The following is a 22,962-nucleotide window of genomic DNA, read 5'->3' as shown; positions in this document are numbered from 1 at the left end:
TTATTCTGATTTCAAACAATGGATAAAGAAACCGTAGATCGCGTTATTTCGCCGGATCTCGTCTCTCTCGAGGAACCGCCCGCAGACAAACGCGCCGTCATCGAACATCTACTCGATCTGGCCGTCGAGGCCGGTCGCGTGAGCGACCGCGAACAGGCGCTCGAAGACCTGCTCGCCCGCGAGGAGGAGACCTCGACGGGCGTCGGCAAGGGGATCGGTATCCCCCACGCCAAGACAGCCGGTGCGATCGAGCCGACCGTCGCGTTCACCCGCTCCAGCGATGGTGTCGACTTCGGCGCTCCGGACGGAAAGCCGGCGACGCTGTTGTTCATGATTCTCGTGCCCGAAGCGGGGAACTCCGAACACCTCGAGATCCTGAGTTCGCTGTCGCGAGCGCTGATGAACGACGAGGTGCGCGAGGACTTACACACTGCCGATTCGCCGAAAGAGGTAACGACCGTCCTGACGAATGCTATAACATGATGGAACGAACCGTCACCATCGTCCCGGAAGCAGGATTGCACGCTCGACCCGCCTCGAAACTCGTCGAGACGGCCAACGAGTTCGAGTCCGAGCTGCAGATCGCCACCGACGGCGCGGAGCCCGTCGACGCGCGCAGCATGCTCGCAGTATCGAGCATGGCCGCCGAACAGGGCGAAGACGTTCGGCTGATCGCCGACGGACCCGACGCCGAGGCGGCACTGGACGCGCTCGAGGAAGTACTCTCGACGCCGGAAGGAGAGTACGACGATGAGTGAGCGGCGGCTCGAGGGGATCGGCGTCACGCCGCTGTCAGGTGTCGGGACGGTCATCTGGTACGATCAGGAGGTCGAACTCCCGGAGCCGCCCGCGTCCGAGAACGTCGACGCTGACGCCGAACACGATCGCTTCTCGAACGCGCTCGGCACGGCGCGCGAGGAGTTGCAGGCCGAGCGCGACCGGACCGCCGAGGAGGTCGGCGAGGAAGAAGCCGAAATCTTCGACGCCCACCTGCAGTTCCTGAACGACCCGCAGATCACCGGTGCCGTCGAGGACGCCATCGACGAGGGGTTGCCCGCCGACCATGCCATCCAGGAGGGCTTCAAGGGCGCGATCGAGCAGATGGAAGCGGCGGGCGGCCGGATGGCCGAACGCGCGGACGACCTGCGTGACATCCGCGATCGGCTGCTCCGGATCGCCACCGACGCCGAACGCCTCGATCTGTCGGCACTCCCCGAGGGCACGATCCTGCTCGCGGAGATGCTCACCCCCAGCGACACCGCACAGCTCGATCCCGAACGCGTGGCCGGGTTCGCGACCGCGAAGGGCGGACGCACCTCCCACGCGGCGATCTTCGCCCGCTCGATCGGGATCCCTGCTGTCGTCGGCGTCGGCGAGCAACTGCTGGAGATCGAGGCCGACGCCGAAGTCGCTGTCGACGGCGAAGCCGGCGAGGTGATCGTCGATCCCAGCGAAGAAACTCGTGAGCGTGCGGCCGAGGGTCGCGACGTCGAGATCCGTACCGAACGAGTCGAAACTGCGGACGGCGAGCCCGTCGAGGTCGCGGCCAACATCGGCACTGCCGCGGAGCTGGAGGGCGCAGTCGCCCAGGGGGCCGATGCAGTCGGCCTGTTCCGGACCGAGTTCCTGTTCCTCGACCGGGAGACGCCACCGGACGAGGCCGAACAGCTCGATACCTACGTCGAGGCGCTGGACGCGTTCCCCGAGGGGCGCGTCGTCGTGCGGACGCTCGACGTCGGCGGCGACAAGCCGATCCCCTACATCGACGCTGAAGAGGAGGAGAACCCCTTCCTCGGCACGCGGGGGATCCGCCGGTCGCTCGGGCCTGACGCGGAGCTGTTCCGAACGCAGCTGCGGGCGCTGTTGCGCGCGGGTGCCGAGGGCGAGGGCGACCTGGCCGTGATGTTCCCGATGGTCGCGACGGTCGAGGAGGTCGAGCAGAGCCTCGACGTGATCGAAGACGTCCGGGCGGAGTTAGACAATGAAGACGTCGATCACGAGGTGCCCGAGCTCGGGGTCATGATCGAGACGCCGGCCGCGGTGTTCATGGGCGAGCAGCTAGCCGAGCGACTCGATTTCTTCAGTATCGGGACCAACGATCTCACCCAGTACGTGATGGCCGCCTCGCGACAGAACGAGGCCGTCTCGCACCTCCACAATCCGCGCGATCCGGCCGTGTTGCGCGCGATCGACCAGGCCGTCGATGCGGCCCACGCGGGCGACGCCTGGATCGGGATGTGCGGCGAGATGGCCGGCGACCCCGAGCTGACCGAACTGCTGCTCGGACTGGGGCTGGACGAGCTGAGCATGAGTGCGGTCACGATCCCGGACGTGAAAGCAAACATCGTCGATATCGACACGGAAGGCGCACGAGAGTTCGCGGAACAGGCGCTGGCAGCGAGCACCAAAGACCAAGTAACTCAAATGTTAACAGATAACACATGAAGTTCGTCGCAGTCACGTCATGTCCGACAGGCATCGCGCACAGCCAGATGGGTGCAGAGGGGCTTGAGCAGGCAGCGGAGTCGCTCGGGCACGAGATCACCGTTGAGATCCAGGGTGCGATGGGGGCCGAAAACGAACTCACGGGCGAAGACATCGCCGAGGCGGACGCGGTCATCATCGCGGCTGACACATCGGTGAGTCGTGATCGTTTCGAGGGGAAACCGGTCGTCAAAGCGCCCGTCGCAGACGCGATCAACGAAGCCGAGGATCTGCTGCAGCAGGCCGCTGAGAAGGCCGAAGGCGACACAGCTGAGACGACGTCGGAGGAAGGGGAGACGACGGAGTCGGAAGCCGCGACGATCGAACCCGAGAAAGAGACTTCGGCCGAAGCAGATGCGGATACGGAGTCCGAGCCCCCTGCTAGCAGTGATCGCTCCGAAAGCACGGGACTCCTCGGAAAGATCAAACAGTTGTTCTCCTGATCGCGTTCGGATTTCGTTTCTGCGGTCTCCGCTGGCGGTCACAAACCTCACCGGGAGTCGAGTCGACCGTTACTGCGTGCTGTCCTGCCCCACGAGCAGGTCAAACGGCACGTCTGCCGGCTCGTCGTCGGGCGTGAGATAGCCGGCAGCGAAGGCCGTGTAGACCGTCCCGCCGTCGAGGCTGACGTCGAAATCGGCGACGACGTCGCCGTCGTTGTCGTCTGTGTCACCGCGGATTTCGACGGTGTAGTCGCCGGCCGCGACCTCAACATATCCCGATTCACCGTATTGGACGCCGTCGAAGAGCACGGTGTCCCCGCCAGCGGCCGTGACGTCGACTGCGGGCGCGTCCGGTGACGCGTGGACGACACGGAGCCGCGACTGGTCGCCTTCGACCGCGCTGTTGTCGTCTTCCAGCACCAGCGGCTCGAACGGCTGATCCGCGTCGTCGCCGAGTTCGCCGATCGCCGCGACGGTGTAGTCGGTGTCCGCAGCGACTGTCACGGGGCCGGAGAACACGGACGTATCCGGGTCGCCGGCGGCCGTGATCTCGATTTCGTGTTCTGCGGCCGGCACGGTCAGGTAATCACTCACGTCCCCGAAGGGTACGTCTTCCAGCACGGCGTCACCGTTCACGTAGACGTCGACGTTCGGGGCGTTTGGCGACATGTGTGCGACTCTGAGCCGAGCCTGCTCCGTGTCAGTGTCCGTCTCCGTGTCAGTGTCCGTCTCCGTGTCAGTGTCCGTCTCCGTGTCAGTGTCAGTGTCCGGCTCCGTGTCAGTGTCCGGCTCGGTCGTTCCGTTTCCGTTCCCGTCCCCGTCAGTACAGCCGGCCAGCGCGATGGTTGAGGTCGCTCCGATCCCCACCAGCAGTTTTCGCCGCGTCGTTAGTTTGTCTGTCATGGGCACGTCTGCCTGGCAGTGTAATACGGTTAACAGTTTCCGAAAATCAGACTCAAATTCGCCGTGAAAGTGCCGAAGTTCGCCCGCAAACCCCTTCATAGTCCAATCCAGTTTTGAGAGAGAATTGCGTCTGATCTACCAAAAATCCTATTTCGCTGGTTCGGATAGGCCAGACCGATGAGTTCGTTCGCGCGGCCACGCCCGCTCGTGCCAGGCACTTCCGACAGCAGCTACCTTCGAGCCCCCCGCGTGGACAGCCGCCGATCGCTCACTCCCGGAAATCGAGTTGTCCGACCGATGGGTTATTTTGTGCCGAGAGCGAATCAAAGGGTGTATGGAGGGGGTTCTATGGCAAACGTTGGCAGGGACGCGCGGCGGCCCCAATCGGGCGCGCATTCTGCGTGCGCTCGACAACCGACCGCGCAACGCCAACCGCCTCGCCGAGGACCTCGATCTCGCGTACAACACCGTCCGACACCACCTCGACGTGCTGGAAGACAACGAGATCGTCACGAGCACCGACGAGAGTTACGGCGTGGTGTACCTCCCGAGCGGGCAGGCGCGCCAGCACTGGGACACCGTCGAGGAGATCACCTCACAGGTAGACCATTGAACTGCAGAGCGACCACGACTGGCGTCGCATCACGTTCGACCGGGGAAGACCGATGACTGTGCCGCTGGAGCTCGTCCCGGGCACGCTCACGATCGCGCGTCTGGCAGCGGTGATCAACGTCGTCCTCCTCACAGCGCTGATAGTCGTCTGGGGCCGTCTGTACCGCGAGATCCGCTCGACGTTCACGCTCGGCTCGATCGTCTTCGCAGTCTTTCTGCTCGCGGAGAACGTCATCGCGCTGTGGTACTACTTCAACCCCACGCCCGGGCTGCCGCCGTTCGCCGTGGAGATCATGATGGTCCTGCAGGTGCTCGAGGCGCTGGCGATCGCGACGCTACTGTATATCACCTGGCAGTGAGAGCGGTCGCCTCGTTGCTCCCGGTCGTTCGGAAACACCTTTTACCCGTCCCCAAGTAGCACCGATATATGATATCCCTTGACGAAGCAGTCACGGCTCGCTTGGAGAGTCACGGCGAGCGCTTCGAAGTGCTGGTCGATCCGGATGCCGCCCTGGCGATCAAACGCGGGGAGTTCGACGGCGAACTCGAGGACGTCATCGCCGCCGAGGACGTCTTCGAGAATGCCTCTCGCGGGGACCGTCCGCCCGAAAACGCGCTCGAAGAGGTGTTCGGTACGACCGATCCGCTGGAAATCATCCCGGAAGTGATCGAGCGCGGAGAGATCCAGATCACGGCCGAGCAGCGCAAGGAGATGCAAGAACAGAAGCACAAGCAGTTGATCCAGCGGATCACGCGCAACGCGGTCAACCCCCAGATGGACGACGCGCCCCACCCGCCGGAACGGATCGAATCCGCACTGGAGGAAGCCGGGTTCCGGGTCGATCCGATGGAGCCCGTCGAGAATCAGGTCGACGAGGCCCTGGAAGCGCTTCGCCCGGTAATCCCGATCCGGTTCGACGAGGTGACGATCGCCGTCCAGCTCCCGCCGGATTACGCCGGCAGCGGCCAGTCGAAGATTCGGGAATTCGGAGATCTCGAACGCGAAGAGTGGCAAAACGACGGCTCGTGGGTCGGCGTCATCCAGTTCCCGGCCGGACTGCAAAACGACTTCTACGATCTGGTCAACGAGGTCTCCAGCGGGACCGCCGAAACGCGGATGATTCAAGACGAGGACGAGATCAACCGTCGGTGAAGGCGGTCTCACCTTTCTCCCGCCATTGGTACTATCAATCTGCCGTCACTTCGAGGTCCACGTCACCACTACGGACTACATCGACGAACTCCCAGGGATAGTAGTGGGTCCAGTCCTCGATGTACGAGAGGTCTTTGTCGTCGACGACGAGATAGTCGTCCGCGTCGGGGAATAGTTCGGCGAGCATCTCCACGCGGCGAGCGCGACGCGGCCACCCGTCGACGTGTTCGTCGTCGTCGGTCTCGTTGAACTCCCGGTACCACTCGTTTTCGAGCCGCATGACCGCCTCGCGAACGCCCGGAATTCCGGCTTCCGATTTCAACCGCTGGTTGCCGATCGCCCAGACCTCGTGGTCGGTCTCGTTTGCCCAGTGTTCGATCCAGGACAGCGGCACAGCGGACCGGTCAGCGGGGGGATTGACGTCGACGGTCCGATCGCGATCGAACGCCAACACGAGATAGCCACTCACTGATGTGGACATCGGTAGAAACAGCCCCTCCGCTCACGCTTTCTTGAATCCCAGTGCGAATCCACCGATGAACCCGGCCCCGACGCCGGCCGTCGAGATGAACGTCGTTACCCAGTCTTGCGCCTGTTCTGTCCCGGCTTCTCTGGCCTTCGTCAGCCCGGCCGTCAGTCGGTTCCAGTCGACCGAAATGATTCCCCGGGATTCGAGAAACTTGAACAACACGAGTTCGGCGCCGATGATGACTGCGATCACTTTCGCGATTTTCTTGGCGGCGAACCCGATCAGAAATCCGAGTGCACCGCTGCCGCCGACTTCGAGTCCGAACTGTGTGGCGTCGAGTTCTACCATGTCCGGATAGTTTCCGCCGGCCATAATGATTCTTGTGTCCGAGGACACCCGTCAAACGGCGACGGCGGTCACTACAGCGAGTTGAACAACGCAAGAGACACCGCGAAAAACAGCGAGCGAGGCGACGACGGAGCGACGGCCGATTAGACCGGCATGTCCCGGACGCCGTCGGACTCCAGCAGTTCCTTGTAGCGGTTGCGGATCGTCACTTCGGAGATGTCCGCCACCTCGCTGACCTGGCTCTGAGTGACGCGCTGGTTGCTCAGCAGGGCCGCAGCGTAGATCGCGGCCGCCGCGATACCGACCGGGCTCTTCCCGCTGAGGATCCCCTCTTCTCGGGCCGCCTCAATCAGCCGTCGGGCGGTCCGCTCGACCTCGTCAGACAGGTCGAGATCGGAGGCGAATCGGGGGACGTAGCTCTCGGGGTCGGCAGGCTTGATCTCGAGACCCAGCTCGCGGACGATGTAGCGGTAGGTCCGGGTCAGTTCCGTCTTGTCGACCCGGGAGACGGTCGTCATCTCGTCGAGGCTCCGGGGGACGCTCGCCTGCCGGGCGGCGGCGTACAGCGCGGCCGTCGCGACGCCCTCGATGGAGCGGCCGGGCAGCAGATCCTCCTGCAGCGCACGGCGGTAGATGACCGAGGCGGTCTCGCGGACGTTCTCGGGCAGGCCCAGCGCGGAGGCCATCCGGTCGATCTCACCGAGTGCCTGCTTGAGGTTGCGCTCCTTGCTGTCGCGGGTGCGGAACCGCTCGTTCCAGGTGCGCAGCCGCTGCATCTTCTCGCGCTGGGAGGCGTTCAGCGACCGCCCGTAGGCGTCTTTGTTCTGCCAGCCGATATTGGTCGACAGACCCTTGTCGTGCATCATCGTTGTCGTCGGCGCACCGACGCGGGACTTCTGGTCTTTCTCGGCGGCATCGAACGCGCGCCATTCGGGCCCGCGGTCGATTTCGTCCTCTTCGACGACCAGTCCGCAGTGGTCACAGACCGTCTCGCCGCGCTCCTCGTCGGTTACCAGCGGACCGCCACACTCCGGGCAAACTTCCTGCTCGGTCGTCGGCGTCTCCGCTCGTTCGTTGGCTTGCTCGTACTCGCTGTTGGTGGTTCGTGTCGTTGTCTCGCTCATGGTGGTGGGGAGGGCGAAACCGCGTGGTTCGGGGGACCAGAGCCCTCTTGACTCATAGTTAGTCCGAAAAACATATAAACCTTTTGGTCACACTTATATACTGGGGATCTCTGGTATTTATTCATCACGGTCTTTTCGTCGTGTGAGTGTGGCACACGCGGATTCAAACAGTAAAAAGGTGTCCCTCTGTCGGGACCTCGAACAGTCCGAGTCGAGCGCCGGCATCGAGCCAGGCGTGCCCGTAGGAAAACGCTGCCAGCGCGTTGACGAAATCGTCCTGTTCGCGGAAGTGTCGTCCGTCTTCGAGGTACGAGCGGGCCATCTCAAGGTACTCGGCAGCCGCCGTTTCGAGCGGGGTGTCTTCGGGCGGGGCGACGGTCGCTTCTGCAAGTGCCTCGCTGAGCAGTCCCTCGTAGCGGTCGGTTTTCTCGACGATGTCGGCCATAGCGAGTACGACGCCCCCCGCGTGCCTGAACGTGACGGTTCGGCATAACTCCGAGCGACGGCTCGCCACGTCCCGCAAACCGTTTGTAGCCGACTCGACTAGGACAGGCAGTGACAGAGGACGATACTCCCGAGCCGACTCTAGAGGCGTTCTACGACGCGCTCGAAGCGATCGGGCAGCCGGTCGTGACGGCGACCCGCTACGCCCAACAGCGTGGGCTCGATCACGACGAGGCGACTGACCACCTCGATGCGCTGGTCGAGGCGGGCTCGCTGGAGCGACAGGACGTCTCCTCGGATCCGGTCGTTTACTATCCCGAAGAGTGGTCACGGATGACAGATCGCGAGCGGATCATCGCTTTCCCCGACCGCCGTCAGCTGGTCGTCGATCAGCCCCGCCAGTTCACGCGCGCGCAGCTCTCGCAGTTCGCCCGCCTGATCGACACGACCGGTTCGGAGAGCTACCTCTACGAGATCCGGCCGGCCGACATCTGGCAGGCACCCTACGACGACGTCGAGGCCTTACTCGGGACAGTACGGGACGTGCTTCCCCGGCGAGAGCCCGACCTCGAATCGTGGATCGAGAGCCAGTGGGAGCGAGCCCACCAGTTCACGCTCCGGACTCACGAGGACGACTACGTCGTGCTCTCGGCCGCCAGCGCGGATCTGATGGGCAACGTCGCCAGGCAGAAGCTCGAGGCGGGCCAGCTCCGGGCTGATCTCTCTGACACCGAGAGCTGGGTCGCCGAGGAGGCGGTCGCGGAGGTCAAGCGCACGCTCTACGAGGCCGGTTATCCCGTCGTCGACCGTCGCGATCTCGACACCGGCGAGCCGCTCCCGGTCGATCTCCGCCCCGAGTTGCGACCCTACCAACACGAGTGGATCGAGTCGTTCCTCGAACGCCGGTCCGGCGTGCTGGTCGGGCCGCCGGGCAGCGGCAAGACCATCGCCGCGATGGGGATCCTCTCGCGAATCGAGGGTGAGACGCTGATTCTCGTGCCAGGCCGGGAGCTTGTGACCCAGTGGCACGAAGAACTGCTGGCTCAGACGACGCTCACCGACGACCAGATCGGCGAGTACCACGGCGGACAGAAAGAGGTCCGCCCGGTGACGATCGCGACCTACCAGACCGCCGGCATGGACCGTCACCGCCACGTCTTCGACGACCGGGAGTGGGGACTGATCGTCTTCGATGAGGTCCATCACGTGCCCAGCGACGTGTTCAGGCGGACTGTGGATCTCCAGAGTCGTCACCGACTGGGGCTGTCGGCCTCGCCCGTCCGCGAAGACGATCGCGAGGAGGAGATATTCACGCTGATCGGCCCGCCGATCGGCACCGACTGGGACGCGCTGTTCGACGCCGGGTTCGTCGCCGAGCCGACCGTCGAGATCCGGTACGTTCCCTGGGCTGACGAGACCGCGCGCAACGAGTACGTCAGCGCCCAGGGCCACGAACGCCGCCAGCTGGCCGCGAGCAACCCCGCCAAGATCGAGGAGACGCGACAGTTGCTCCGCCAGCACGAGAGCCAGCAGGCCCTGATCTTCGTCGACTACCTCGATCAGGGCCGGGAGCTTTCGGCGGCGCTCGACGTCCCGTTCGTCAGTGGCGAGACCCGCCACGCCCGCCGGTCGGAACTGTTCGATGCGTTCCGATCCGGGCTGCAGGACACGCTGATCGTCTCCCGGGTCGGCGACGAAGGGATCGACCTCCCGAACGCGGAAGTCGCCGTCGTCGCTTCGGGACTCGGCGGGTCGCGCCGACAGAGTTCCCAGCGTGCCGGCCGAACGATGCGCCCGGACGGCCGAGCGAGAATGTACGTGCTCGCGACGCGCGGCTCGCGCGAGGAGGACTTCGCCCGCCAGCGCATCCGACACCTCGCCGAGAAGGGCGTCAGGGTGACCGAGCAGTCAGCCCAGACCGTCGAACCCGACTCGTCTTGAGCCCGTCGATCACGCCACTGTGTGGTTCACGTACTGACCTCTGCGTGGAACTGTCCTACTAGCTTCTGTGAGGTTCTCATCCTGACTTTCGTCTGGTTCCCAACCTGACCACGGTGTGGTATCTATTCCCATGTGAGTGGTTTCCAATAGTGCAAAAGAACTAATATATTCCCCCTCACAGGATGAGATACAGCGATCAGGTGATCCAGATGACCGACGTCCACTATCCGTCGCCGGCCGTTGCGACCAGCAACGGCACGGCCGCGATCGAGGGGCTGATCCCAGCCCCGTCGATCTGCGGCGAGGTGGCGGGGGACGTCGGCCCGATTCTGGGTCGCTGGTCCACCCGGTTCGCAGCCAGCCTCGCCGCGTAACCCGCTCCGCGGGAGATCGGCACCCATTGGGTGCCCGACGGCGGCGAGTGGCCGCGACCGGCGTGGACGCGTCCGTTTTCCGCCGTCGATATCTCCCCGAGCGACCCGTCACCGGAACCGCCCGGCGCATACGGCACGCTGCTGTTCGTGTGACCGGCGGTCCCGCCTGTAGCGGCCCGCCAGACGCATCGCCGTCGATCAGCTGCAGCACCCGGCGCACGTGGTCGTGACTGCCGGCCGTCCGTTCGGGAAGGCTCTCGGTGCCTGAGGTACCGAGGATTCCCGAGACAGCACGGCCGGGAGTATGGCCGGTTCGATCCCGGCCGCCGGTCTATGGCAGTGCAAGCCAGACACACCGACGTGACGGTGACAGTCACGCTCTGGGTCCGCCGCGACGCGGGCGGCGATCTCCAGACCAGCGTCGAAGGCGTTCTCGGCGACGTCGAGGGCGTCGACACGGCCCAGGTTCGGGACGTGACCGACGTGCAGCCGCGGGCAACCGACATCCAGGTCACCGCCGTTGCTGACGTGACGATCGTCGTTCCTGGCGACGACGAACAGCCCGTTCGGGAGACGCTGGCCGATGGCTTCGGCGTCATGGACGTCGGCCGCTGCACCGTCGAGCCGTGACCGGACGACCGATCACCCCGGCTGGTACGCCGACGATGTCGGCGTGTGGGTTCGATTCCCGCACGGGGACTGGGGATACTACCCCCGCTGATAGCATGTTCCAAGAAACGGTCCTCCAGGCTGCACTCCTGCGACAGGAGTACAGACGCAGACGCACAGGTCACAACCACCGACGACACACCGGCCGTACACATCGACGGTACTATCGGTGACCGTCGGTCGCTGCGGTCGATCAGTCGCTCGTTTCCGTTCTGACGACATCGACGCCGTCGTCTTCGGCGTCGTCGCCACCGCGTTCGAACGCGAGTCCGGCGAGTCCGGCCGCGATCATCCCGACGCCGGTCGCGCGCGTGGCGTCCGTGTACCACTCGCGCGGTTCGAGTTCGTCGGCGTTCTCGAACCCCATCGCCAGCATCTTCGTGGACAGTTTGAGCATCAATCGCGGTGCGATCGCGTACAGGAATCCGTTGAGCACCATCCACGCGTAGCCGAGTTTACGACACTTGCTGCACGGTGACGGACGCTTGTTGAACATCACCAGCAATAGGGGTTCCAGTACCGTCAATGCACGCTTTATCGCGACCACCGGGCGTCAGAAAGCGTCCGCTGGACGGCCTCCTGGCCGATTGCCCGCGCGAGCGTGTCGAAGCCGGCCCGCTCTTCGCGGTCGTCTGCGTTGGCCACGAGTCGCGAGACGATGAACTCCGGGGTCGAACGTCCGACGGTCTCGAAACGCGGCTGGTAGTCGACTTCGAGTTCGAGATCCGGCGTCAGCCCCTCGGCGAAGATGCCGTCGACGCGGGCCGACTCCGGCAGGGGCTCGAGATCGTCCGCAAGGTGGGTGACGAACACGCCGAGTGCCTCGCGTTCGACGGTCAGTGTCACCAGTCCGTGCAGCAGGTCGGCGGCGCTACCGGGTTCGGTGATCGCTTCGAACTCGTCGACCAGCATTAGCGTGTGCCCCTCGTTAGTCAGCGGTGGGACGACGTTCTTCAGCGTCGATTCGAGCACGCCGGCGTTGAAGCTGGCGTGGCGCCGGTGGAAGACGACCGCATCCACGAGCCCGACTTCCGCTGTTTCGGCCGGCACGGGCAGCCCCATCTGTGCGAGCAACTGCACCTGTGCGAGCGTCTCCAGCAGCGTCGTCTTCCCCCCGCTGTTGGCTCCCGTGAGTACTGCCACACGATCGCCGCTGGGCGGAGCGTTCGCCGTCGGATACTGGAGTCTATGATCGCCGACTGCGTAGTTCACTGTCTGGACCGCCTCGTCGCTCGCTTCGAGAAAGAGGTTCCGAGCGCCCTCGACCGCGAGGACGTCGCTGTCGTCGGCGAGCGTCGGACGGGTGAGTTCGAAGTCGATCGCAAAGCGGGCCAGCGACAGCGACAGTGCGATGTCGTCGACGGCCTCGACGGCGGCATCGATCTCCGAGCGAGCGTCTTCGGTCGTCGATCGCGCGTCCGCGGCGACGATCTCGGCCCGTTCGTCGACAGCCGAGCGGAGGTCGTCGGCGAGCGACCGAAGCGTCTCCGCGACGAAATCGCGGGCGTCGGCAGCATCGGCCGGCATCGCGGCCCGGACGCGATCCCGGCCGACGTCGGCCTCGCGGACCACGTAATCGAGCACGCCTTCGTCGAACTCGTCTGCCGTCCGGATTTCGTTCCGGACCGCTTCGACGACGGACTCGCTGTCCGCCGCCAGGTCCTCGGCCGTCCCGAGCTGTGAGTCGAGCCGGTCCAGCGTCTCGTCAGCGCCGGACGCGACGCTCCCGTCTCCTTTGAGGGCGGCCAGCGCGTCGGCCGCGTCGGCGAGGACGCTGGCGTCCAGCTCACCCAGCGGCGCGAACACGCCCGAGTCGAGCCCGGCGTCCCGGAGCGCGAGCGCGGCCCGGACCGCCGACTGTTCGCCGTCGAGACGCTCGTAGGTCTCGAAAGCGTCCAGGACCGTCTCCCGATCTGCGTCGCCGAGACGACCCCAGGTGTCTCTGGCCTCGATCACGTCGTCGAGGCGGTCCTCGATGTCGGCGCGGTCGACGAGCGGCGTGAGCAGACGGATCCGATCGGCGGCGTGATCGGTCACAGCGTAGCGCCCGACCACCGCGAGCAGGTCCTTGTAGACCTCGCGGGTATCCCGCGTCGCGAGGATATCCATCGCTGACCCGCCCTCGACGCGTCGGAGGATTCGCGTCGCTCGGCCGCGGCTCAACCCGGCCTCGGTCAGCGTCCGGATGTCTCCGCTCTCGATGGCCTCGATGGCCGTCTCGACGCCCAGTTCGGAGGCGAGCAACTCCCGGGTCTTCGGCCCGACGCCCCAGTAGTCCTCCAGTCGCATATCGGATCGTCGGACCCGGTCCGGGTATAGCTTTCCTCGTCTCGCCGGTTATCGGTAGGTGATAATTCTTCCAATCCTATATTTGCTGGCCAGGTCTACAACCAGTCGTCCAGTAATCGGACGTGTTCAACATGGACGGGATCAGCGACAGCGTCGCGATCGTCACGGGTGCGAGTACAGGGATCGGCCACGCGGCAGCGCTTTGATTCGCCGAAGAGGGATCCAGCGTCGTCGCCGCCGACGTGAACGTCGAGGAGGGGGAAGCGACGGTCGAAGAGATCGAGGAGATGGGTGGTGACGCGGTCTTCGTCGAAACGGACGTCAGCGCCTGGGACGACGTGCAGGCGATGGTCGACGCCGCGGTCGACACCTACGGCGGGCTGGACTTCGCGTTCAACAACGCCGGCATCGAAGGAGCGAACGAACCGACGGCCGACCAGCCGATGGACAACTGGGAGCAGGTCATCAACGTCAATCTGAAAGGTGTCTTCCAGTCGATGAAAGCCGAGATCCCGGTCATGCTCGAGGACGGCGGCGGCTCGGTCGTCAACATATCCTCGATCGCCGGGAAAATCGCCGGGAAAGTCGGCTTCCCCGAGATCAGTTCCTACGTCGCCAGCAAGCACGGCGTCATCGGGCTCACCAAGACCGCGGCACTGGAGTACAGCGAAGCAGGGGTTCGAGTCAACGCCATTTGTCCGGGTGTCATCGACACGCCGATGGTCGACCGTGCGTCCGGTGACAGCGAGGCCGTCAATCAGGCGATCGCCGCGACACCGATCGGTCGGCTGGGCGAGCCGGAGGAGATCGGCGACGCCGCCGTGTGGCTCTGCTCGGACGACGCGACGTTCGTCACCAGTGAGGCACTTGTGGCCGACGGTGGCCTGACGAGCCAGTAGCCCCACACACTGAAATACGTCGGGCGAGAACCGTCGCCGGTGAGTGACGAACGCCCACGGGAAGACGTCGAAGCCACCTGCCCGCAATGTGGCACGTCGATCGCGGATCACGACGGGTCGTGTCCCTCCTGCGGGCTCGTCTTTCTCGACGACGAGGGTGGCTTGACCGACGAGGCTGCGGACGCACTCTTCGAGGACAGCAATCTCGATCTCGAGAACCTCGACCTGTCTCGCAGTGAGTATTACACGCCACAGTGGATGCGATTGATCGTCGGGCTGGCGATCAGCACGCCGATGGCACCGCTCGTGCTGTTCGTCGTCGGATCGATCGTGTCGCTCCCACTGTGGGTCAGCGGGCTCGTCTTCGTGCTCGGCTGGCTCCTGCCGGCGGTCTTGCTCTCGCGGCTGGCGTTACCGAGCGTGATCGTCGCCGTCGGGCTCGTCGTCCTCGGTTCGACGCTCGCGCTGGCCCCGCCAGCGATCGTCGTCGGACGCGCGGTCGTCGGCTCGGACGCCGAGACGATCGGGACGTTCGGCCCCGACGCCTGGGCGGCGCAGGCCGCGTTCCTGGCTGTCGGCATCGTCGTGCTCGGACTCGGTGGATTCCTCTACCGATATGCGAGTGTGAAACGCGGTGCGTGGGCCGAGGACGGGCATCGATAGACCGTTTAGCCGGCAGTATGAAGTGCCCGACTCCCCAGTCAGTATCCACTGACACATCGGGCGACTGCCGTTCCCGGTGGGGTGTCGATTCTTCGTGCTGACGCCTCACTTGCCGCACGCGACCGTGCGATATCCGGCGACTGGTGGCCCGGACACGACTGAAACATGATCTATCAGCGATCAACTACGATACAGGACGTTTCGAGCGAACCAGTCGTTGACCGAAACGCGACTGGCCAGCGAGACGGGCAGCGCTCCGGTCGAGCAATCTCGATTCCCTGTGGGAGGGACACCGATCAATGACCCGCATCGGCGTCGACATCGGTGGCACCTTCACCGACGTCGTGATCGTCGACGACGAGGGGCGCCTCAGGGGAGTGAAAACCCCGAGCACGCCGGAGCAGCCGGATGACGGCGTCGTCGACGGGCTGGAGCAGGCCCGTGACGACGGGATCGACGTGGCCGACACCGAGTTTCTCGGTCACGGGACCACTGTCGCGACCAACGCTGTCCTCGAGGACGACCTCCCACCGACCGCGCTCGTCACGACCGACGGGTTCCGTGACGTGCTCGAAATCGGGCGACAGGACCGGCCGGATCTCTACGATCTCGATTTCGAGCGGCCGCCCCCACTCGTCCCGCGGGACCACCGACTGACCGTCTCGGAACGGATCGGCCCCGACGGGAACGTCGTCGAGCCACTGCGCGAGTCGGAGGTGGCCGAACTCGCAGATCGGCTCCCGGACGTCGACGCGGTCGCGGTCTCGACGCTGTTTGCCTTTCGCAACCCGGTCCACGAGCGAGCGATCCGCGAGGGCCTGCGCGAGCACGGCGACGACGTCGCCATCGCGCTCTCGTCGGCGGTGCTGCCCGAGTTTCGAGAGTACGAACGCACGTCGACCACGGCGCTCAACGCCGCGCTGAAACCGCGACTCGACGCGTACCTCGGCCGACTGTCCGACAGGACGCGAGCGACCGGCATCGACGAACAGTGGGCCGTAATGCAGTCACACGGCGGGCTCATGAGCGTCCGCACGGCCCGCGAGAAGCCCGTCAACACGGTTCTTTCGGGCCCCGCTGCGGGCGTCCAGGGTGCCCAGTATCTCGCCGACGAAGCCGGATACGAGGACATCATCACGATGGACATGGGCGGGACGAGTACCGACGTCAGCCTGGTCGATGGCGGCGAACCGTCGCTCTCGACGGACTGGGAGATCGCCGGCCACCCCCTCGGCGTCCCGACGATCGACATCCACACGATCGGTGCCGGCGGCGGCTCGATCGCCTGGATCGACGCCGGTGGCGCACTCCGGGTCGGTCCCAGGTCGGCCGGTGCCGATCCCGGACCCGCGGCGTACGGCCGGGGTGGGACGCAACCGACGGTGACTGACGCACACGTCGTCCTCGGACGGATTCATCCCGAGTACCCGCTCGGTGGCGACCTCTCGGTGGACGTCGACGCGGCCCGGGAAGCCATCGAACGCGGGATCGCCGACGAGCTGGGACAGTCAGTTCGCGACGCAGCGCAGGGCATCCTGGAAGTGGCTCGCGCGAACATGGAACGGGCACTGCGTGTCGTGAGCGTCGAACAGGGCTACGACCCGCGATCGTTCGCGCTGGTCGCGTTCGGCGGTGCCGGACCGCTTCACGCGCCCCGACTCGGCGAAGAGCTGTCGATCCCGACAGTTCTCGTACCGCGTCTCGCGGGCGTCCTGTCGGGACTCGGGCTGCTGGCGTCCGATCTCGAACACGCCTACGTGACGTCCGTCGTCGAGCCGCTGACCGACGTGACCGCTGACGAGCTCCGCGACTGGTTCGCCAAGCTCGCCGCCGAAGGGACAGAGACGCTCGCGGCGGACGGGATCGACGAGGCGTCGATGCGATTCGAGCGATCGCTGGACCTCCGATATGCGGGACAATCGTACTCGCTGAACGTTCCGATCGAGGGCGATCCGTCCGAGGAGACGCTCGCGGCCGCTACCGATCGGTTCCACGCGGAACACGAGGCCCACTACGGCCACGCGAACCCCGACGAACGGGTCGAACTCGTGAACGTCCGCCTCCGAGCGATCGGAGAAATCCCGTCGATCGACGTCCGAACCAGCGTCGAGGGAACCGTCCGGGACGCCGTCCTGGGCGAGCGGCCGGTTCAGTTCGGCGACGAGAAACGCGAGGTCACGGTCTACGAGCACGGTCACCTGCCATCCGGCGGCGAGTTCGACGGGCCCGCAGTGGTACAGGCCGCCGAATCGACGACTGTCGTGCATCCGGGACAGTCTGTCTCGGTCGACGACCGCGGCACGCTCGTCATCACCACGGGGAAAACATGACTGACGACAGCCATCAGGAAGACGACAGTTACGGCCGTTACGAGAGGGGCGACGCATACGACGGTCACGAGACGGACGACGCGTCCGACAGTCACCAGACGGATCGAGATCACCAATCGACCGACCCGGCAGGCGACACGACGACCGGAGGAAACCTGGCCACGGACGGAGGAGAGATCGACCCTGTCACCCTGGAGGTGCTCCGGAACGCCTTCGCGACGGTCGCAGAGGAGATGAGTGCGAACCTCATCCGGACGAGCTATTCGCCGAACATAAAGGAGCGAAAGGACGCCTCCTCGGCGGTCTTCGACGCACGGGGGCGGATGCTCGCCCAGGCCGAGAACATCCCTGTCCACCTGGGCGCGATGCCACACTCCGTCCGGACGGTCGTCGAGGCCTTCGAGGGAGCGTTCGAACCCGGCGACACGGTGATACACAACTCCCCGTTCAGCGGCGGGGCACACCTGCCCGACATTACATTCGTCAGTCCGGTGTTCGTGGACGGTAAGCTGGTCGCGTACGTCGCGAACCGCGCGCATCACGCGGACGTCGGTGGCAGCCTGGCGGGGAGCGTGTCGGCCGACGCCACGAGCGTCTTCGCCGAGGGGATCCAGATCCCGCCGGTCAAACTGTTCGAGCGCGGCGAGATCGTCGACGGCGTGCTCGATCTGCTCACCGAGAACGTCCGCACGCCGGACGAACGCGAGGGTGATCTCCGGGCCCAGCAGGCCGCGAACGAGACCGGCCGCCAGCGGTTCGAAGCGCTGGTCGAGAAACACGGCCGCGAGACCGTCGAAGCGGTGGCCGATCGGGTCCTCGACTACAGCGAACGGCGGATGCGCGAGGAGGTTCGCGACCTCGCCGACGGCGTCTACGAGTTCGCCGACGCTCTCGACAGCGATGGCGCGGGAGCCGAGGACGTCACGATCCGGGCGACGGTCACCATCGATGGCTCGTCGATCGCGGTGGACTTCGCGGGCTCGGCCCAACAGGTCGCCGGCGCGGTCAACGCCCCCATCGCCGTCACGACGAGCGCCACGTACTACGCGCTCCGTGCGGTGACCGACCCCGACATCCCGCCCAACCAGGGATGCTACCGGCCGTTCTCGGTATCGGCACCCGAGGGGACTGTCGTCAACGCTTGCAAGCCGGCCGCCGTCGTCGGCGGCAACCTGGAGACCTCTCAGCGGATCGTCGACACCGTCCTCGGCGCGATGGCTGAGGCGGGCGTCCGCTCCATCGCTGCCGCAGCCAACGGGTCGATGAACAACGTCACCTTCGGGAGCGCGGACTCGACACTCACCGACCCGTACACGTTCTACGAGACGATCGGCGGCGGATACGGTGCACGCCCCGAACGAGACGGCGTCGATGGCGTCCACGCCCACATGACGAACACGCAGAATACGCCGATCGAGGCGCTGGAACTCGCCTATCCGCTCCGGGTCGAGCGCTACGAGCTTCGGCCCGATACCGGCGGTGCAGGGGAGTTCAGGGGCGGTCTGGGCATCCGTCGAGACATCCGCGTGCTCGGTCACGACGCGTCGTTCTCCCTGTTGAGCGACCGCCGTCGCAACCGCCCGTACGGCCTCGACGGCGGGCAACCGGGAGCCACCGGCGAAGACCGCGTCGTTATCGACGGCGAGGAGCGTCACATCGACAGCAAGACGACGCTCGAACTGAGTGACGGCGACCTCGTGAGCGTCCGCACGCCCGGCGGCGGCGGGTTCGGCCCGCCCGAGGACAGGTCGCTGGCGGCTATCACCCGGGACCTTGAAGACGGACGTCTCACGGCCGAACACGTTGCAGAACACTATCCGCACTACGACGGAGAGTGAGCGTCGTGACGGACGCCTTTCAGCAATTATAGTGGACCTTGCACCCGTTCGTTCCCGATTCGAAGGGGATCGCCGGTCACGTGCAGGAGTTCGTGCGGGGTTCGACAGCCACGATCAGGACGTGGCCGCCGGTGCATAACACACCCAGTCGACCGGTGGGAGCGACAGTGTGACGGCCCCGTCGGCGTCGGTCGTGACCTCCTGTCCGGTGTTGGCGTAGTCCTGCAGCGTGGCCCTCTCCCAGGACGTGTCAACTGTGACGGAACGACGGTCGTCAGCGCGGTTGAGTCCAACCAGCAGGTTCCCCTCGCGTTCGAACACGTAACAGGCTGAGTCAAGATGGCGCGTCAGTGCCGGCCCCGCGGCGAAGCGCCGCCGGATCGATAGCAGGTTCGAGATCGTCTCGTCCCCGACGTCGAAGCGCTTGCTGTACACGCGAGGATACCCCTGGTACGTGAGGATGAAGGCGTGTGCGAGCGCCTCGTACTCCGGCGGTGGACTGTCGTGATTGGAGACGAACGTCATCGATCGGCCCGGATGTCGGTTCACGAGGCCAGCCCCCTCCAGGGCGTTGAAATCGCCGTCCCGGTGGAACACGTCTTCGTGCATCGTGAAATAGAGCGGATAATCCATGACCGTCATGCCCGTCTCGAGATACGTCTCACAGTACGAGACCGAGCCGTGCAGCACTTCTCCGACGGTGAAGAGGCCGCGTTCGGCCGCCCACGGGTTCGCGTAGTCGCGGAAGAACGGCGCCTGAACGTGCTTGACCGCGTCCCAGCGAATGCCGTCGACGCCCATCTCGGCGTACTTGTCGACGTACGATTCTAGCACGTCCCGGACGTGATCCGACTCCTGGCGGAGGTCCGGCAACCCCTCGAGATCGCGGTACTGGAGCTCCCAGTCGTCCTCGTCGTCTCTGATCGGACCCTCGTGACGGAAGTCGCCCCAGCTAAAACGCGGGAACTTCTCGAAATCGACCCCCTCGGCCATGTGGTTGATGACCGCGTCGGCGATGACGGCCAGCCCGTGCTCGTGGGCCGTCTCGACCATGTCCCGGTACGCCGATTCAGTACCGAAGACGCTGTCGAAATCGAGATGATCGATCGGCTGATAGCCCCGTGGCTCTGGGTCCGACCAGGTGCGTTTGCTCCGCTGGGCCGGCGGGACCTGGATCGCGTCGTAGCCGGCCGCGGCGACGGCGTCGAGCGACGCCCGTATCTCCGTCCAGGGCGTGTGATAATACTGGTAGACGGCACCCGCACCGAGGTCGATCTCGGCGTCGGCCTGGGGCCCACCCCCGACGGCGGCCGCTCCGTAGCTGGACATTGATATCTGCCCCATCACAACGTAGTACTGAAGTCCTTTCGCTATGGGACCGCAGTGCGTCTATTCGCTGTGATACCGCACCAGCACGCGACACCCGTCCGCCAAACGGATGCATTGAAATCGAAACTGTGGGCCTGAACCGAAAGAATGCGGCGGTGCAGTCCTGTCACGGTCGTTCCGGTGATTCGGCTATAGAATTGCTGCCAGCTCGCTCAGATCGACTAGCGACCAGTTGTCGCCCACGCCGTCCCTGAGCGCCCGCCTTCCGAGCGACCGAGATTCACCCATCGCCGACGATCTCGGCGAGATCGAACAGGCGGAGATCGTCGCGGTCGGCGGCGGCTTCCCGGATCGACTGCGCGAACCCATTTCTGGCGAACAGTGTGTATTCCCGACTCACGTCGTCACCACTGTCTGGCGACCACCGGATCTCAGCCGCGTGTTTTTCCAGCGATGCGAGCGCGCTGTAATCGAGTGGATCGCTGGTGAACTTACACTCGCCGGCGACCATCGTCCTGTCGTCGGTCAGCCCGACGATATCGACTTCGTGTTCCTTGTACCACCATCGGCCGATATCGACGAACGCCTCGTCGGGATATAGGTCCGGGAGGCGATCCTGACAGAGCCGCTCGAACTCCTGGCTCACGAAGTCGGCCATCTCCGGTTCGACGACGGTCTCGTAGGCGTCCTCGCCCAGTCGTTCGTACCGGTCTTCGTTCCCGTAGACGAACCGGAACCAGAACCGGAACAGCGGGTCGAGAATCCGGTATCGGCCCCGACGTGACTTGGTCGGGTCCTCGGTGACGGGGACCTCACGCTCGACGAGCCGCAGCCGCTCCAGTTTCTGGGTGTACGTCGAGATCTGTTTGCCGTCGATGCCGACCGTCCCCGCGATCTCGTTGGCGGTCGCGTTCCCGGCGGCGATCGCTTTCAGGATCGCGAAATACCGGTTCGGCTCTGTGAGTTCGGTGCGGAGAACGTACTCGGGTTCGTTGTGCAGGAACCCCTGCTGGGAGAGGATCGACTCCTGGATAGCCATCCCGAGGTCGTGGTTCGGCTCGATACCGTCGAGATAGTACGGCGTCCCACCGAAGACGCCCCACGCGAACACCTGCTCTTCCGGCGTGTAGGTCTCCGGGAAGAACTCGCGTACGGCGTCGAAGTCGAGTTTCCGAAGGTCGATCTTCTCGGTGAATCGGCCGTACAGCGGACTGTTCCCCAGCAGAGTCGCCTCTTCCATCATGCTGATCGACGAGCCGACCAGAACGAACGTCGCTGTGCTGTCCTGGACTTCTCGATCCCACAACCGCTGGACGACCGACGGGAGACTCCCGTCAGCGTCGATGAGGTACGGAAACTCGTCCAGTACGACGATTGCACCTTGGTCGGCGAGGTACCCGAGGAGCGATTCCCACTCGGGCTTGATCCGGTCGATGCCGGGGAACGACTCCGCGGCGACGTCAGCGAACTCGTCGAGTTGGATCTGTTGTGTCGTCTCTGTCGCCTGGTACAGCACGACATCCTCGCGGCCGGACAGCGATTGTTGTACGAGTTCGGTCTTCCCGAGGCGACGCCGGCCGAAGATGACGATCATCTCCGCGTCGTCGGACTCGTAACAGTCCCGAAGCCGCGAGAGCTCGGATTCGCGGTTGACGAACCGATCCATACGTATCAGTGCGTACGCCTCTGGGAAAGTAGTATCGGCTAACCAAATACAGAATAGGCTAATCTCAAATTGGCTATTCTGCGTTTGCAGAAGTGCGCGGAAAAAGCCTCGCGCTTTAGGATCTCCTCTCAGTTTCGTGTGCTCGTCATCCGGCAGGAACCGCCGCCACAGGCCGAGAGCACTGCCCTCCACCGAGTGAGATTTTTATATTGGCGCGAGAAACAGCCGACGAAATGGGCCTGTTCACGTCGGCGGCGAACCGGCGCCGCGTTGCCGTCCACGTCGCGGTGGTCGCGGCCGTGCTGGTGGGGTCGTATCTCCTCGCTCGACAGTATCTGCCCTTTCTGCGGTCAGCCGAACAGTTCCGTGCGTGGCTGCTCGGATTTGGCCCGTGGGCACCCGTGATGTTCGTCGCCGTTCAGGCGCTGCAGGTCGTGGTCGCTCCGATCCCGGGGCAGGTCGTTGGTGTCGCGAGCGGCTACGTCTTCGGCGTCTGGTACGGCACCCTCTACAGCATGATCGGTACCCTCATCGGCACTACCTTCGTGTTCGTGATCGCTAGGCGGTACGGCCGTCCGTATGTTGAGCGGTTCGTCGCCCCCGAGTGGATCGACAGGTTCGACACGAACTCCGCTGACAGGGGGGCGCCGCTCATCTTCGGCTTCTTCCTTATTCCGGGCCTACCCGACGACGTGATCTGTTTCGTCGCCGGCATCACCAAGATCTCTATGCCGTACCTCGTCGTCCTCGCCGCAGTCGGCCGGTTCCCGTCGATCCTGCTGTTCAATCTCGCGGGCTCACAGGTGGCTGACGACCGGATCATCAGCGCCGTGACCCTCCTCGTCGCTCTGCTCGTAGTCAGCACCGTGGCCCTGTACTATCGCGATACGCTGATCGCCGTGCTCCGCCGGGAGCGTGCCTGATACTGCCGGCTATATGTCTGTCACGAATTGCGGGCCTCGAATTCTACATTTTGATGGTAAT

The 22,962-nt window shown here is 64.9% G+C and carries 23 protein-coding genes and 1 pseudogene; 15 read left to right on the top strand and 9 right to left on the bottom strand.

The genetic code is table 11. From position 1 onward, the window contains the following. Window positions 1–18 precede the first annotated feature (18 nt). The 4 genes from OB916_RS12810 to OB916_RS12795 are packed head-to-tail and all read left to right on the top strand — an operon-like array spanning window position 19 to window position 2,927. Window positions 19–483, top strand: a complete 465-nt coding sequence (locus OB916_RS12810; RefSeq protein WP_315909687.1) for a PTS sugar transporter subunit IIA — start codon at window positions 19–21, stop codon at window positions 481–483. Further along, window positions 483–758 (top strand): HPr family phosphocarrier protein, encoded by a 276-nt coding sequence (locus OB916_RS12805; protein ID WP_315909709.1) that lies wholly within the window; start codon window positions 483–485, stop codon window positions 756–758. Before OB916_RS12810 ends, OB916_RS12805 begins: the two co-directional genes overlap by 1 nt. Beyond that, entirely contained in the window at window positions 751–2,445 is a 1,695-nt protein-coding gene (ptsP, locus tag OB916_RS12800) for a phosphoenolpyruvate--protein phosphotransferase (protein WP_315909686.1), read from the top strand. The genes OB916_RS12805 and ptsP overlap by 8 nt, the downstream gene beginning before the upstream one ends. Continuing rightward, window positions 2,442–2,927 (top strand): PTS fructose transporter subunit IIB, encoded by a 486-nt coding sequence (locus tag OB916_RS12795; protein ID WP_315909685.1) that lies wholly within the window; start codon window positions 2,442–2,444, stop codon window positions 2,925–2,927. Before ptsP ends, OB916_RS12795 begins: the two co-directional genes overlap by 4 nt. Window positions 2,928–2,996: 69 nt before the next feature. On the opposite strand, the gene OB916_RS12790 is transcribed toward OB916_RS12795, so the two are convergent. Beyond that, a complete protein-coding gene (locus OB916_RS12790) occupies window positions 2,997–3,830 on the bottom strand; it encodes a DUF4397 domain-containing protein (RefSeq protein ID WP_315909684.1) in 834 nt (277 codons plus the stop codon). Between the two features lie 334 nt (window positions 3,831–4,164). Here OB916_RS12790 and OB916_RS12785 point away from each other — a divergent pair, with 334 nt between their 5' ends. The 3 genes from OB916_RS12785 (at window position 4,165) to OB916_RS12775 (ending at window position 5,595) form a co-directional block, all read left to right on the top strand. Next, entirely contained in the window at window positions 4,165–4,443 is a 279-nt protein-coding gene (locus OB916_RS12785) for an ArsR/SmtB family transcription factor (protein ID WP_315909683.1), read from the top strand. A gap of 52 nt (window positions 4,444–4,495) precedes the next feature. After that, window positions 4,496–4,801 (top strand): hypothetical protein, encoded by a 306-nt coding sequence (locus OB916_RS12780; protein ID WP_315909682.1) that lies wholly within the window; start codon window positions 4,496–4,498, stop codon window positions 4,799–4,801. 68 nt (window positions 4,802–4,869) lie between these two features. Then, the gene (locus tag OB916_RS12775; RefSeq protein WP_315909681.1) at window positions 4,870–5,595 is read left to right on the top strand and encodes a ribosome assembly factor SBDS; all 726 of its coding nucleotides are present in this window, start codon (window positions 4,870–4,872) and stop codon (window positions 5,593–5,595) included. Window positions 5,596–5,629: 34 nt separating this feature from the next. Here the strand turns inward: OB916_RS12775 and OB916_RS12770 are convergent, their stop codons facing one another. The 4 genes from OB916_RS12770 to OB916_RS12755 form a co-directional block, all read right to left on the bottom strand. Then, window positions 5,630–6,076, bottom strand: coding sequence for an adaptin protein (locus OB916_RS12770; RefSeq protein WP_315909680.1), 447 nt, complete (start codon window positions 6,074–6,076; stop codon window positions 5,630–5,632). Between the two features lie 21 nt (window positions 6,077–6,097). Next, window positions 6,098–6,412 (bottom strand): FUN14 domain-containing protein, encoded by a 315-nt coding sequence (locus OB916_RS12765; protein WP_315909679.1) that lies wholly within the window; start codon window positions 6,410–6,412, stop codon window positions 6,098–6,100. 143 nt (window positions 6,413–6,555) lie between these two features. Then, window positions 6,556–7,536 carry a transcription initiation factor IIB gene (locus OB916_RS12760; protein ID WP_315909678.1) on the bottom strand — a complete coding sequence of 327 codons (981 nt, stop codon included), beginning with the start codon at window positions 7,534–7,536 and terminating at the stop codon, window positions 6,556–6,558. Between the two features lie 163 nt (window positions 7,537–7,699). Further along, window positions 7,700–7,981 (bottom strand): DUF357 domain-containing protein, encoded by a 282-nt coding sequence (locus tag OB916_RS12755; RefSeq protein ID WP_315909677.1) that lies wholly within the window; start codon window positions 7,979–7,981, stop codon window positions 7,700–7,702. Window positions 7,982–8,091: 110 nt separating this feature from the next. Between OB916_RS12755 and OB916_RS12750 the strand changes: the two genes are divergently transcribed. The 3 genes from OB916_RS12750 (at window position 8,092) to OB916_RS12740 (ending at window position 10,925) form a co-directional block, all read left to right on the top strand. Then, window positions 8,092–9,921: a DEAD/DEAH box helicase gene (locus tag OB916_RS12750; RefSeq protein WP_315909676.1), complete on the top strand. Its 1,830-nt coding sequence runs from the start codon at window positions 8,092–8,094 to the stop codon at window positions 9,919–9,921. Window positions 9,922–10,103: 182 nt separating this feature from the next. Beyond that, complete coding sequence (locus OB916_RS12745; protein ID WP_315909675.1) at window positions 10,104–10,295, top strand: hypothetical protein; 192 nt, start codon at window positions 10,104–10,106, stop codon at window positions 10,293–10,295. Between the two features lie 333 nt (window positions 10,296–10,628). Further along, window positions 10,629–10,925 (top strand): hypothetical protein, encoded by a 297-nt coding sequence (locus tag OB916_RS12740; protein WP_315909674.1) that lies wholly within the window; start codon window positions 10,629–10,631, stop codon window positions 10,923–10,925. A 232-nt stretch (window positions 10,926–11,157) separates the two neighbouring features. Here the strand turns inward: OB916_RS12740 and OB916_RS12735 are convergent, their stop codons facing one another. Together OB916_RS12735 and OB916_RS12730 are read right to left on the bottom strand one after the other, a co-directional pair. Next, entirely contained in the window at window positions 11,158–11,361 is a 204-nt protein-coding gene (locus OB916_RS12735; RefSeq protein ID WP_315909673.1) for a hypothetical protein, read from the bottom strand. 137 nt (window positions 11,362–11,498) lie between these two features. Further along, window positions 11,499–13,253: a MutS-related protein gene (locus tag OB916_RS12730; RefSeq protein WP_315909672.1), complete on the bottom strand. Its 1,755-nt coding sequence runs from the start codon at window positions 13,251–13,253 to the stop codon at window positions 11,499–11,501. Between the two features lie 131 nt (window positions 13,254–13,384). On the opposite strand from OB916_RS12730, the pseudogene OB916_RS12725 reads away from it, so the two are divergent. From OB916_RS12725 to OB916_RS12710, 4 genes and pseudogenes are all read left to right on the top strand, one after another. Beyond that, window positions 13,385–14,152 (top strand): annotated as a pseudogene (locus tag OB916_RS12725) (glucose 1-dehydrogenase). Between the two features lie 39 nt (window positions 14,153–14,191). Further along, window positions 14,192–14,815: a zinc ribbon domain-containing protein gene (locus tag OB916_RS12720; RefSeq protein WP_315909671.1), complete on the top strand. Its 624-nt coding sequence runs from the start codon at window positions 14,192–14,194 to the stop codon at window positions 14,813–14,815. Window positions 14,816–15,114: 299 nt separating this feature from the next. Further along, on the top strand, window positions 15,115–17,145 hold the full coding sequence (locus tag OB916_RS12715; protein ID WP_315909670.1) for a hydantoinase/oxoprolinase family protein: 2,031 nt from the start codon (window positions 15,115–15,117) through the stop codon (window positions 17,143–17,145). Then, complete coding sequence (locus OB916_RS12710) at window positions 17,142–18,983, top strand: hydantoinase B/oxoprolinase family protein (RefSeq protein WP_315909669.1); 1,842 nt, start codon at window positions 17,142–17,144, stop codon at window positions 18,981–18,983. Before OB916_RS12715 ends, OB916_RS12710 begins: the two co-directional genes overlap by 4 nt. A gap of 114 nt (window positions 18,984–19,097) precedes the next feature. Here the strand turns inward: OB916_RS12710 and OB916_RS12705 are convergent, their stop codons facing one another. Next, window positions 19,098–20,312: an alpha-amylase domain-containing protein gene (locus OB916_RS12705; RefSeq protein ID WP_315909668.1), complete on the bottom strand. Its 1,215-nt coding sequence runs from the start codon at window positions 20,310–20,312 to the stop codon at window positions 19,098–19,100. A gap of 280 nt (window positions 20,313–20,592) precedes the next feature. After that, window positions 20,593–21,978 carry an ATP-binding protein gene (locus OB916_RS12700; RefSeq protein ID WP_315909667.1) on the bottom strand — a complete coding sequence of 462 codons (1,386 nt, stop codon included), beginning with the start codon at window positions 21,976–21,978 and terminating at the stop codon, window positions 20,593–20,595. A gap of 233 nt (window positions 21,979–22,211) precedes the next feature. On the opposite strand from OB916_RS12700, the gene OB916_RS12695 reads away from it, so the two are divergent. After that, window positions 22,212–22,901 carry a TVP38/TMEM64 family protein gene (locus OB916_RS12695; protein WP_315909666.1) on the top strand — a complete coding sequence of 230 codons (690 nt, stop codon included), beginning with the start codon at window positions 22,212–22,214 and terminating at the stop codon, window positions 22,899–22,901. The last annotated feature ends 61 nt before the right edge of the window (window positions 22,902–22,962 follow it).

The sequence above is a fragment of the Halapricum hydrolyticum genome (assembly GCF_025517535.1).
GTDB classification, from domain to species: domain Archaea; phylum Halobacteriota; class Halobacteria; order Halobacteriales; family Haloarculaceae; genus Halapricum; species Halapricum hydrolyticum.
Note: the sequence above shows the minus strand (reverse complement) of the source record. Positions and strands in the feature narration are given on the sequence as shown.